Here is a 12,311-nt window from a genome sequence, read left to right on the forward strand (position 1 = left end):
CGGGTAAAAATCCTGATGGCGACGTTGATGTCGCCATCAGGCATTATGCAGAATCGTTAATACTGAATGCAGATCGTCGATGCCGATTTGCCCAGGTGCCGAAACCTTTTTCACAGCGCCAAATGTAGCCGCAGAACCAAATACTTCCCCCGCCAGACGTGAAATCACGCCATCTTTAGCCATCGACATCGTAATAATTGGACGATCCGCATAACGCTGCTGCATTTCCAGCGTGGCGGAAAGCAGTACCAACACATCATTTTTACTCTGGGGCATTACCGCAATTTTGGGAATATCTGCGCCAAGCGCCTGCATTTTGCGCAGACGCTGAACAATGTCATCCGCCGTCGGCGTTTTATGAAAATCATGGTTCGACATCACCACACGCACACCCTGAGAGTGCGCATAGGTCACGATGTCCTTGACGGCTTCATCACCCGTGAAAAGCTCAATGTCAATGAGATCGACCAGACCACTTTCAATCGCTATCCGATTAAGCGCGAGATAATCCGGCGTTGAAATCGCCTTTTCTCCACCTTCTTTTGCGCTGCGGAAAGTGAAAAGTAACGGCGTTTCGGGCAGCACATCACGAATTGCACGGGCGGCGTCCAGAAGGGTCTTTGTAGAGGAAACGTCAGTGAAGTGATCGACGCGCCACTCAAGAATATCGAACCGCGCCCCACGGTAGGCCTGCGCTTCAGATTTAACGCTGCTTACGTCTTTGCCCATCAGCGAGACGATAATTTTTGGCATCCCTTTGCCAATCACAAGATTTTTTACGGTTACGGTTGTCATGAATGTCCTGTCTGCTTTTCTGTCGATGACCTGCGTGTGTCATCGCGCCACATTTTTCCATTATGTACTGTGCAGCAGGCGGCTTGAAGTAAAAAAAAAGCCCATCGTGGGAGATGGGCAAAGACTACACACAGCAATTCATTGTTTCACTCAGGGGATTTCCATGCTTATAAATCAAGGTGTTGATCTATAACCGTGAGCTAATAGTAGGGTATGAGAGCTTTTAGCGTCGATCAGATTCGTCTCAATAGTTTAATAACTATAAAGAATTTGTGACGTAGCGGTGGGATTATGCAGGAAAGTAGTGAATTAAACGTTATCAGGACTTATCTATTGATAAGTAATGCTAAACATTCAGGCGGCCGAAGCCGCCTGATGAACCTACTGATTATTCTTCTGAATTTCAGCCAGTTCTTCGAGGATCTCCTCTGCTTCCTCTGACGGCGGTGGGGTTTCGTGGACCCATGCCGAGAACAGTCGCCAGGAAACTGCGAGCAGAACCGGACCAATAAACAGGCCAATCATGCCGAAGGCAATCAGACCGCCAATGACGCCGGACAGAATCAGGATCAGCGGTAAATCCGCGCCCATGCGAATCAGCATTGGACGGATTACGTTATCCAGAGTACCTACCACGCAACTCCACACCAACAGCACCGTCCCCCAGGTTGTATCCCCGGTCCAGTACAGCCAGATGATGGCCGGAACTAACACCGGCAGTGGCCCCAGTTGCACAAGGCAAGAGAGAATCATCACTACCGTCAGCAGGGTGGCATAGGGAACCCCTGAAATCGCCAGACCGATGCCGCCGAGCACCGCCTGGACCAGCGCCGTCACCACAACACCCAGCGCGACCGCACGGATGGCCTGAGCGGCAAGCAATACCGCCGCATCGCCACGTTTAGACGCCAGACGGGTAGCAAAATGGCGGACGCCAAGGGCAACGGTCTCTCCACGCCAGTACAGCAGGGCGCTGAATAACAGCATCAGCGCACAGTGCACCATAAAGCGGCCAATATGCGCGGCTTGCCCGACAAACCAGGTTGTCGTCGCGCCAATATAGGGACGAACTTTCGCCATGATCGCCGCGCCCCCCATATCCAGCAGGTTATGCCACCCGGCATACAGTTTGGTACCTACCAGCGGAATACTGTTCAGCCAGGCAAGATCCGGAAGCGTCATGTCGCCGCCCGTTAGCGCATGGATGAGCGGACCGCTGCCATCAACGATACTGTTCACCAGCAACGCGATGGGAATGACAAACAGCAGCACTAATAACAGCGTCATGACCAGCACGGCGAGCGAGCGGCGACCCCAAAGCATTCTTTGCAAGCCCAATAGTACCGGCCATGTGGCGATGACGATGGTACCGGCCCAGGCAAAGCCCAGAATAAAAGGTTGAACAATCCAGAGACACGCCACAATCATGATGGCTAAAAACAGCACCGACAGCAGCACTTGTGCGATATCCCTGGGCTGACGAATATTGACCATAAACAGTTTTCACCTTTGTAGTGCGTCGAACGTTGACGCGACGTAAATACGCAAAATAACTCTGATAATAATGAGCAATATCAGCGATTTTTAACAGGCGGATTCTGCCAGTATTTCTACTGGGTGTATTAGAAAAAAATGTGATACAACATTAAGCAAACGATAACCTCACAACACAGACCGCAGGAAAGGGTCAGAACAATGATTCCACAAATTTCTCAGGCACCCGGCGTCGTTCAGCTGGTGCTCAATTTTTTGCAAGAGCTGGAGCAACAGGGTTTTACCGGCGATACGGCGACCAGTTATGCCGATCGTCTGACGATGTCGACAGATAACAGTATCTATCAACTTCTTCCCGATGCCGTTGTTTTTCCCCGTTCCACGGCCGATGTGGCATTAATTGCCCGACTGGCGGCGGAGCCTCGTTTTACCTCGCTGATCTTCACTCCACGCGGCGGCGGCACAGGTACTAATGGTCAGGCGCTGAATCAGGGCATTATCGTTGATATGTCCCGCTATATGAGCCGCATTATTGAAATCAACCCTGAAGAGGGCTGGGTTCGTGTGGAAGCGGGGGTGATCAAAGATCAGCTTAATCAGTACCTCAAACCATTTGGTTACTTCTTTGCCCCGGAGCTTTCGACCAGTAACCGGGCAACACTCGGCGGCATGATTAACACCGATGCCTCTGGTCAGGGATCGCTGGTGTACGGTAAAACCTCCGACCATGTGCTCGGCGTACGCGCGGTGCTGCTGGGGGGGGATATTCTCGACACGCAACCGCTGCCTGTCGAACTGGCCGAAGCGCTGGGTAAAAATAACACGGCCATTGGCCGTATCTATCGTACCGTGCTGGAACGCTGTCGCGACAACCGTCAACTGATAATTGAAAGTTTCCCAAAACTGAACCGCTTCCTGACCGGCTACGATTTACGTCACGTCTTTAACGACGATATGAGCGAGTTTGATTTAACCCGCATTCTGACCGGCTCAGAAGGCACGCTGGCATTTATCACCGAAGCACGTCTCGACATTACGCCTTTGCCGAAAGTTCGCCGTCTGGTGAATGTAAAATACGACTCTTTTGACTCCGCGTTGCGCAATGCGCCGTTTATGGTAGAGGCGCGGGCGCTGTCGGTCGAAACGGTAGATTCAAAGGTGCTGAATCTGGCGCGGGAAGATATTGTCTGGCATTCGGTGAGTGAATTAATCACCGATGTTCCTGACAAAGAGATGCTCGGCTTGAATATTGTAGAGTTCGCCGGAGATGATGCGGAAGTAATTGATGGTCAGGTCGCCGCACTGTGCGAGCGCCTTGATGGCCTGATTGCTCGTGAAGAGGCCGGAGTTATCGGCTGGCAGCTCTGTACAGAACTTGCTGGCGTCGAGCGTATCTACGCCATGCGTAAAAAGGCCGTTGGTCTGCTGGGCAATGCGAAAGGGACAGCGAAACCTATCCCGTTTGCTGAAGATACTTGCGTTCCGCCTGAACATCTTGCTGACTATATTGCTGAGTTTCGTGCCCTGCTGGATGGTCACGGGCTGAGCTACGGCATGTTTGGTCACGTTGATGCCGGGGTATTGCACGTGCGCCCGGCGCTGGACATGTGCGATCCGCAGCAGGAAATGCTGATGCAGCAGATTTCCGATGAAGTGGTTGCGTTGACGGCAAAATATGGTGGTCTGTTGTGGGGCGAGCATGGTAAAGGCTTCCGTGCGGAATACAGTCCGGCCTTTTTTGGCGATACGCTTTATGGCGAACTTCGTAAAGTGAAGGCGGCGTTTGATCCTCATAATCGCCTGAACCCCGGTAAAATTTGTCCGCCCGAAGGGCTTGACGCACCGATGATGAAGGTCGATGCGGTTAAGCGGGGGACGTACGACAGGCAAATCCCACTGGCGGTACGCCAGACCTGGCGCGGGGCGATGGAGTGTAACGGCAACGGTCTGTGCTTTAACTTCGACGCGAAAAGCCCGATGTGTCCGTCGATGAAAATCAGCCTCAACCGTATCCACTCACCGAAAGGACGCGCGACACTGGTGCGCGAATGGTTACGTCTGCTGGCCGATCGTGGCATTGACCCGGTACGACTGGAGAACGCGCTATCGGAGAAACGCCCCAGTCTGCGCACGCTGATTGCGCGCACCCGCAATACGTGGCATGCCAATAAAGGGGAATATGATTTCTCCCACGAGGTGAAAGAGGCGATGTCCGGCTGTCTGGCCTGTAAGGCGTGCTCAACGCAGTGTCCAATCAAAATAGACGTACCGGAATTCCGTTCGCGCTTCCTGCAGCTTTATCACACGCGCTACTTACGTCCGCTACGCGACCATCTGGTGGCGACGGTTGAAACCTATGCACCGCTGATGGCGCGCGCGCCGAAAACCTTTAACTTCTTTATTAACCAACCTCTGGTGCGCAAGCTTTCGGCAAAACATATAGGCATGGTGGATCTGCCGCTGCTGTCGACGCCTTCACTGCAACAGCAACTGGTGGGGCATCGCTCGGCTAACATGACGCTGGAGCAGCTTGAGGCATTACCGGCTGAACAGAAAGCCAGGACGGTGCTGGTAGTGCAGGACCCGTTCACCAGCTATTACGATGCGCAGGTCGTTGCCGACTTCGTTCGTCTGGTGGAAAAACTGGGGTTACAGCCCGTTCTGTTGCCATTCTCTCCTAACGGTAAGGCGCAGCATATTAAAGGTTTCCTGACCCGTTTTGCGAAGACGGCTAAAAAGACTTCTGAATTTTTGAATCGTGTCGCCCAACTGGGGATGCCGATGGTGGGGGTCGATCCCGCGTTGGTGCTCTGCTACCGTGATGAATATAAGCTGGCGTTAGGCGAGCAGCGCGGGGACTTCCACGTGCAGTTGGCGAATGAATGGTTATCGACGGTGCTGGCTTCCCACGAAACGCGCGAGCTCAGCGGTGAGTCCTGGTACTTCTTCGGCCACTGTACTGAAGTGACCGCATTGCCTGGGGCACCCGCGCAGTGGGCGACAATATTTGCCCGCTTCGGTGCGAAACTGGAAAACGTCAGCGTGGGCTGCTGTGGCATGGCGGGAACTTATGGCCATGAGGCAAAAAATCATGCCAGCTCGCTGGGCATCTACGAGCTGTCATGGCACCAGGCCATGGAGCGACTGCCGCGAAATCGTTGTCTGGCAACAGGCTATTCGTGTCGTAGCCAGGTGAAACGTGTTGAGGGCACCGGAGTGCGTCATCCCGTTCAGGCATTACTGGAGATAATTGGATGATCTGGAAACGTGAAGTCACCCTTGAGGCGCTCAACGCCATGGGGGAAGGCAATATGGTGGGGTTGTTGGATATTCGCTTCGAGCATATTGGCGATGATACGCTGGAGGCCTCCATGCCGGTTGACTCGCGAACTAAACAGCCGTTTGGTCTACTCCACGGCGGTGCGTCTGTCGTGCTGGCAGAAAGCCTTGGTTCAGTAGCCGGTTATCTCTGTACCGAGGGGGGGCAGAGGGTTGTCGGTCTGGAGGTCAATGCCAACCACGTGCGCTCTGCGCGTGAAGGGCGAGTGAAAGGGGTTTGTCAGGCGATTCATACAGGCTCCCGCCACCAGGTCTGGCAAATCGATATCTATGACGATCGGCAAAGGCTTTGCTGCACGTCAAGGTTAACGACGGCTATTGTGTGACGTTGTCACGTAAAAAAGTGTGATCAGTATTGCTTTTGGTCATAATCTGCACAGGAAAAGGTGATATACTGTGCAGGTTAAGACCAAAAGTGAGGACAATATGACTAGCCAACTCGATCCGGCCCAACTGGCAATTGAATTTTTACGCCGCGATACCACCCAACTTTCTCCTGCCCAATACCTCAAAAAGCTAAAACAGTTAGAGCTGGAATTTACTGACCTGCTGACGCTGTCTTCTACAGAATTAAAAGAAGAGATCTATTTTGCCTGGCGCCTGGGCGTCCATTGATTGTGGCTGACGCACAAATCATAAAATTGGCCGCGTAATGCGGCTTTTTTATTTTTTAATCACCTGAATTGGATTGGAAAAAAAACAAAACGCAATTTGTGTTAAAAGCGCCTCTCCCGGAAATGAGACTATTCCTATCGCCCCTTCAAGAGCTAAGCCATGATGAGTGCCGGAGATAAGCGCCGGATGGGGCGGGAACCCTTAAGGCTATTTGCGGATAACCTTAAGGGTTTTTTATTTGTGATGCTCATACCTTTTGTAGTCACTCCTATCTTTGAAATAGTCATTTTCTATACATCTTTACGCAATCGACCACTCCTGCCGATGAATCCTTCTTAATCCATTATTTTTCAATGCATTGAACAATTGTGTTCCGTCCGGTAATCCCGCAGAGCAGGGTCTATGCTTAATTAAAGTGCTCAAAATGGGTGAATTAACCGAATGACCCTGTTGTTGAGGGGTTGAAGTGATAATCATTATCACTAACATGATGTTATCGCCCGATGGCTCATAACGCGAGGTCACTGTATGGAATTGCACTCAGGAACATTTAATCCGGATGATTTTGCCTGGCGCGGATTAACGCTAACGCCTGCGGCAGCAGCGCATATCCGTGAACTGGTTGCCAAACAACCCGGAATGCTTGGCGTACGTTTAGGCGTCAAACAGACAGGTTGTGCGGGCTTTGGCTACGTGCTGGGCACGGTCAGTGAGCCGGAAAAAGACGATTTGTTGTTCGAGGCAGAGGGCGCAAAGCTGTATGTTCCGCTACAGGCCATGCCCTTTATCGACGGCACTGAAGTCGATTTTGTCCACGAAGGCTTAAACCAGTTATTCAAATTTAATAACCCGAAAGCCCAGAACGAGTGTGGCTGTGGCGAAAGCTTTGGGGTATAGGCGGTACTATGTCTCGAAATACTGAAGCAACAGATGATGTAAAAAGCTGGACCGGTGGCCCGTTGAATTACAAAGAAGGCTTTTTTACGCAACTGCAGACGGATGAGCTGGCGAAAGGCATCAATGAAGAGGTGGTGCGCGCCATTTCTGCGAAACGCAAAGAGCCAGAGTGGATGCTGGAATTTCGCCTGAACGCGTACCGGGCATGGGTCGAAATGGAAGAGCCGCACTGGCTAAAAGCGCAGTACAACACCCTTAATTATCAGGATTACAGCTACTATTCCGCGCCTTCGTGCGGGAACTGCGATGATGCCTGTGAAACAGAACCCGGCGCTGTCCAGCAAACGGGGGCTAACGCCTTCCTCAGCAAAGAGGTGGAAGCCGCATTTGAGCAACTTGGCGTGCCGGTGCGGGAAGGACGAGAAGTGGCTGTAGATGCCATCTTTGACTCAGTGTCAGTGGCGACGACCTACCGGGAAAAACTGGCGGAACAGGGGATCATTTTCTGCTCTTTCGGTGAGGCGATTCACGATCATCCTGAGTTGGTGAAAAAATATCTCGGTACCGTCGTTCCTGGAAACGATAACTTCTTCGCGGCGCTCAATGCCGCTGTCGCCTCTGATGGCACCTTTATTTACGTGCCAAAAGGCGTGCGTTGCCCGATGGAGCTTTCAACCTATTTTCGCATTAACGCGGAAAAAACCGGTCAGTTTGAGCGTACCATCCTGGTGGCGGATGAAGGCAGCTATGTCAGTTATATCGAGGGCTGCTCGGCTCCCGTTCGCGACAGCTATCAACTGCACGCCGCGGTAGTGGAAGTGATCATTCATAAAGACGCTGAGGTGAAATACTCCACTGTCCAGAACTGGTTCCCTGGCGATAACAACACCGGCGGCATTTTGAACTTTGTCACCAAACGGGCGCTGTGCGAAGGCGAAAACAGCAAAATGTCGTGGACCCAGTCGGAAACCGGTTCGGCAATTACCTGGAAATACCCAAGCTGTATTCTGCGTGGTGACAACTCTATCGGTGAGTTCTACTCGGTGGCGCTCACCAGTGGGCACCAGCAGGCGGATACCGGCACCAAGATGATCCACATCGGTAAGAATACTAAATCGACCATTATCTCGAAGGGGATTTCCGCCGGGCACAGCCAGAACAGCTACCGTGGGCTGGTAAAAATCATGCCGACGGCGACCAATGCCCGCAACTTCACCCAGTGCGATTCCATGCTAATAGGTGCCGATTGCGGTGCGCACACGTTCCCCTACGTCGAATGCCGCAACAACAGCGCGCAGCTTGAGCACGAGGCGACAACGTCGCGCATTGGTGAAGATCAGTTGTTCTATTGCCTGCAACGCGGTATCAGCGAAGAAGATGCGATTTCGATGATCGTCAACGGCTTCTGTAAAGACGTGTTCTCTGAGTTGCCGCTAGAGTTTGCCGTCGAAGCGCAGAAACTCCTCGCCATAAGTCTCGAACACAGCGTCGGTTAAGGAATATACATGTTAAGTATTAAAGATTTACAGGTCAGCGTGGAAGATAAGGCGATTCTGCGTGGGTTGAGCCTTGAGGTTCGTCCTGGTGAAGTTCACGCCATTATGGGGCCCAATGGCTCAGGTAAAAGCACGCTTTCCGCAACGTTAGCCGGGCGCGAAGATTATGAAGTCACGGGCGGATCGGTTGAGTTTAAAGGGAAAGACCTGTTGGCACTTTCTCCGGAAGATCGTGCCGGGGAAGGTATTTTTATGGCTTTCCAGTATCCGGTTGAGATCCCCGGTGTCAGCAATCAGTTTTTCCTGCAAACGGCACTGAATGCGGTACGCACCTATCGTGGGCAGGAATCGCTCGACCGCTTTGATTTTCAGGATTTGATGGAGGAGAAAATCGCGCTACTGAAGATGCCCGAAGATTTATTGACGCGCTCGGTGAACGTGGGTTTTTCTGGCGGAGAGAAAAAACGTAACGATATTCTGCAAATGGCGGTGCTGGAACCGGAACTGTGTATTCTCGATGAGTCAGACTCCGGGCTGGATATTGATGCCCTGAAGGTGGTAGCCGACGGCGTAAACTCGCTGCGTGACGGCAATCGGTCGTTTGTGATCGTGACCCACTATCAGCGCATTCTTGACTATATCAAGCCTGATTATGTCCACGTTTTGTATCAGGGGCGGATCGTGAAGTCAGGTGATTTCACTCTGGTCAAACAACTGGAGGAGCAGGGATATGGCTGGCTTAGCGAACAGCAGTAATGTGCTGCAACAGTGGCACCATCTGTTTGAAGCACAAGGCGACAAGCGAAGCGAACAGGCGTACCAGCATCTCCAGCAATTGCTGCGTCTGGGGCTACCGACGCGCAAACATGAGAACTGGAAGTACACGCCGCTCGAAGGGCTTACCAACAGCCAGTTCGTCAGCCGGTGTGCAGACGTTTCCCCGGCTCAGCGCGACGCGCTGGCGTTAAAAGTGGATGCGCTGCGGCTGGTGTTTGTTGACGGTCAGTTCAGCCCGACGCTCAGCGACACGTTCAACGATAGCGGCATTGAGTTGGTGATTAACGATGAGCGACAGGCACTACCCGCAGCGGTACAGCCCGAAGTATTTCTGCATCTGACCGAAAGCCTGGCGCGAAGCGTGACGCATATACGCGTGAAGCGCAACCAACGACCTTCTAAGCCATTGCTCCTGATGCATATCACCCAGGGCGTAAATGGCGATGAGGTGAACACGGCCCACTATCGTCACCACCTTGAACTGGAAGAAGGCGCGGAAGCGACGGTCATTGAGCATTACATGAGCCTGAATGACGCACGGCATTTTACCGGGGCGCGCCTGACCGTGAACGTGGCGGCTAATGCCCATCTGCGGCATCTCAAACTGGCGTTTGAAAACGCGCTCAGTCATCACTTCGCCCATAACGATATTTTGCTGGCACAAGACGCAACGGCGCACAGCGACAGTTTCCTGCTGGGCGATGCGGTATTACGCCACAATACCAGTACCCAGCTTAACGGTGAAAACACCACCCTCAGGATCAACAGCCTGGCAATGCCGGTAAAAAATGAGGTCTGTGATACCCGCACATGGCTTGAACACAACAAAGGCTACTGCAACAGCCGACAGTTGCATAAAACTATCGTCAGCGATAAAGGCCGGGCCGTATTCAATGGGCTGATTAACGTTGCCCGGCATGCGATCAAAACTGATGGTCAGATGACCAACAACAATCTGCTGCTCGGTAAGTTGGCCGAGGTAGATACGAAACCGCAGTTAGAGATCTATGCCGATGATGTGAAGTGCAGCCACGGCGCGACGGTGGGACGCATTGATGATGAGCAGATGTTTTATCTGCGCTCGCGTGGGATCGGCCAGCAGGATGCGCAGCAGATGATTCTCTATGCCTTTGCCGCAGAATTGACGGAAGCACTCGGCAATGAGGCCCTTAAACAGCAGGTGTTGGCCCGTATTGGTCAACGGCTGCCCGGAGGCGAAGCATGACCTTTCCCATCGACAAAGTCCGTGCGGATTTTCCTGTCCTGACCCGCGAAGTGAACGGCCTGCCGCTGGCGTATCTTGACAGCGCCGCCAGCGCGCAAAAACCGGCACAAGTGATCGACGCGGAGGCCGAGTTTTATCGCCATGGCTATGCGGCAGTACATCGCGGTATTCACACGCTGAGCGCACAGGCAACGGAAAGAATGGAGAACGTGCGTAAACAGGCGTCGATGTTCATCAATGCGCGTTCCGCAGAAGAACTGGTGTTTGTTCGGGGCACCACGGAAGGCATTAACCTGGTCGCCAACAGTTGGGGGCCAGAAAACGTCCATGCGGGCGATAACATCATTATTAGCGAGATGGAACACCACGCTAACATCGTGCCCTGGCAGATGCTCTGTGCGCGAGTCGGAGCGCAGTTGCGCGTGATTCCGCTCAATCCAGACGGAACGCTGCAACTGGATATCCTGCCAACGCTGTTTGATGATAAAACCCGCCTGCTGGCGATTACGCATGTTTCAAATGTGCTCGGTACGGAAAACCCGATAGCCCAACTGTCCGGGTGGGCGCATCAACATGGCGCCAAAGTGCTGGTGGACGGTGCGCAGGCGATCATGCACCACCCTGTAGACGTACAGGCGCTGGATTGCGATTTCTACGTATTCTCCGGACATAAACTCTATGGGCCGACGGGCATCGGCGTGCTGTATGTAAAAGAGGAACTGTTACAACAGATGCCGCCGTGGGAAGGGGGGGGGGCAATGATCGCGACCGTCAGCCTGACGCAGGGAACAACGTGGACGAAAGCGCCCTGGCGTTTTGAAGCGGGGACACCCAACACCGGGGGAATTATCGGCCTTGGCGCGGCGCTGGACTATGTCTCGGCGCTTGGGCTGGACAACATTGGCGAATATGAACAGCACCTGATGCATTATGCGTTGGAACAACTGGCTGCGGTGCCCGACCTCACACTGTACGGGCCGCCAGACAGACTGGGCGTCATCGCCTTTAATCTGGGAAAACATCATGCCTATGACGTCGGCAGCTTCCTCGATAATTATGGTATCGCGGTGCGTACCGGACATCATTGTGCAATGCCGCTGATGGCGTTCTATAACGTTCCGGCTATGTGCCGGGCGTCGTTAGCCATGTATAACACCCATGAAGAGGTCGACCGCCTGGTGACCGGGCTGCAACGTATTCATCGTCTACTGGGATAACAGGGAGTTGCTATGGCTGCGCTACCGGATAGAGAAAAACTGTTGCGTAATTTTCTACGCTGCGCTAATTGGGAAGAGAAGTACCTTTACATTATTGAGCTGGGCCAACGACTGCCGGAATTATCTGCCGAAGATCGTCGTGCGGAAAACAGCATTCAGGGATGCCAGAGTCAGGTCTGGATTGTGATGCGGCAGAATGAAGCCGGTATTATTGAACTGCAGGGCGACAGCGATGCGGCAATCGTAAAAGGGCTTATCGCAATCGTATTTATTCTGTATCACCAAATGACCGCTCAGGATATCGTAAATTTTGATGTACGGCCGTGGTTTGAAAAAATGGCGCTGACTCAGCACCTCACTCCGTCCCGTTCTCAGGGGCTGGAAGCGATGATTCGCGCGATTCGTACTAAACTAAGCTCATAAGACGCTGATTGTCATTGCCGGATGGCGAGGTAA

General features: G+C 52.8%; 11 protein-coding genes and 1 other RNA gene. 9 read left to right on the top strand and 3 right to left on the bottom strand.

Annotation, left to right across the window (positions count from 1 at the left end):
• Nucleotides 1-36 precede the first annotated feature (36 nt).
• The 3 genes from aroD to ydiK all read right to left on the bottom strand — a co-directional run bounded on the left by aroD (nt 37) and on the right by ydiK (nt 2,289).
• Nucleotides 37-795, bottom strand: a complete 759-nt coding sequence (aroD, locus tag HVY19_RS09220) for a type I 3-dehydroquinate dehydratase (protein ID WP_181684002.1) — start codon at nt 793-795, stop codon at nt 37-39.
• 89 nt (nt 796-884) lie between these two features.
• Nucleotides 885-992, bottom strand: an RNA gene (gene rprA, locus HVY19_RS09225) — antisense sRNA RprA.
• A gap of 184 nt (nt 993-1,176) precedes the next feature.
• Complete coding sequence (gene ydiK / locus HVY19_RS09230; RefSeq protein WP_181684003.1) at nt 1,177-2,289, bottom strand: AI-2E family transporter YdiK; 1,113 nt, start codon at nt 2,287-2,289, stop codon at nt 1,177-1,179.
• A 201-nt stretch (nt 2,290-2,490) separates the two neighbouring features.
• Here ydiK and HVY19_RS09235 point away from each other — a divergent pair, with 201 nt between their 5' ends.
• The 9 genes from HVY19_RS09235 to sufE all read left to right on the top strand — a co-directional run bounded on the left by HVY19_RS09235 (nt 2,491) and on the right by sufE (nt 12,278).
• Nucleotides 2,491-5,547 carry an FAD-binding and (Fe-S)-binding domain-containing protein gene (locus tag HVY19_RS09235; RefSeq protein WP_181684004.1) on the top strand — a complete coding sequence of 1,019 codons (3,057 nt, stop codon included), beginning with the start codon at nt 2,491-2,493 and terminating at the stop codon, nt 5,545-5,547.
• A complete protein-coding gene (gene menI, locus HVY19_RS09240; protein WP_181684005.1) occupies nt 5,544-5,954 on the top strand; it encodes a 1,4-dihydroxy-2-naphthoyl-CoA hydrolase in 411 nt (136 codons plus the stop codon). Before HVY19_RS09235 ends, menI begins: the two co-directional genes overlap by 4 nt.
• Nucleotides 5,955-6,054: 100 nt before the next feature.
• Nucleotides 6,055-6,243, top strand: a complete 189-nt coding sequence (locus HVY19_RS09245; RefSeq protein WP_181684250.1) for a YdiH family protein — start codon at nt 6,055-6,057, stop codon at nt 6,241-6,243.
• A 528-nt stretch (nt 6,244-6,771) separates the two neighbouring features.
• Nucleotides 6,772-7,140 (top strand): Fe-S cluster assembly scaffold SufA, encoded by a 369-nt coding sequence (gene sufA, locus HVY19_RS09250; protein WP_181684006.1) that lies wholly within the window; start codon nt 6,772-6,774, stop codon nt 7,138-7,140.
• Between the two features lie 8 nt (nt 7,141-7,148).
• Nucleotides 7,149-8,636, top strand: a complete 1,488-nt coding sequence (sufB, locus tag HVY19_RS09255; RefSeq protein WP_181684007.1) for a Fe-S cluster assembly protein SufB — start codon at nt 7,149-7,151, stop codon at nt 8,634-8,636.
• A 9-nt stretch (nt 8,637-8,645) separates the two neighbouring features.
• Complete coding sequence (gene sufC / locus HVY19_RS09260; RefSeq protein ID WP_181684008.1) at nt 8,646-9,392, top strand: Fe-S cluster assembly ATPase SufC; 747 nt, start codon at nt 8,646-8,648, stop codon at nt 9,390-9,392.
• Nucleotides 9,367-10,638, top strand: coding sequence for a Fe-S cluster assembly protein SufD (gene sufD, locus HVY19_RS09265; RefSeq protein ID WP_181684009.1), 1,272 nt, complete (start codon nt 9,367-9,369; stop codon nt 10,636-10,638). The genes sufC and sufD overlap by 26 nt, the downstream gene beginning before the upstream one ends.
• Nucleotides 10,635-11,855, top strand: coding sequence for a cysteine desulfurase SufS (sufS, locus tag HVY19_RS09270; RefSeq protein WP_181684010.1), 1,221 nt, complete (start codon nt 10,635-10,637; stop codon nt 11,853-11,855). Before sufD ends, sufS begins: the two co-directional genes overlap by 4 nt.
• Nucleotides 11,856-11,867: 12 nt before the next feature.
• Nucleotides 11,868-12,278, top strand: a complete 411-nt coding sequence (gene sufE, locus HVY19_RS09275; protein WP_181684011.1) for a cysteine desulfuration protein SufE — start codon at nt 11,868-11,870, stop codon at nt 12,276-12,278.
• Nucleotides 12,279-12,311 lie beyond the last annotated feature (33 nt).

The sequence above is a fragment of the Citrobacter sp. RHB25-C09 genome, assembly GCF_013836145.1.
In the GTDB taxonomy this organism is placed as follows: domain Bacteria; phylum Pseudomonadota; class Gammaproteobacteria; order Enterobacterales; family Enterobacteriaceae; genus Citrobacter_A.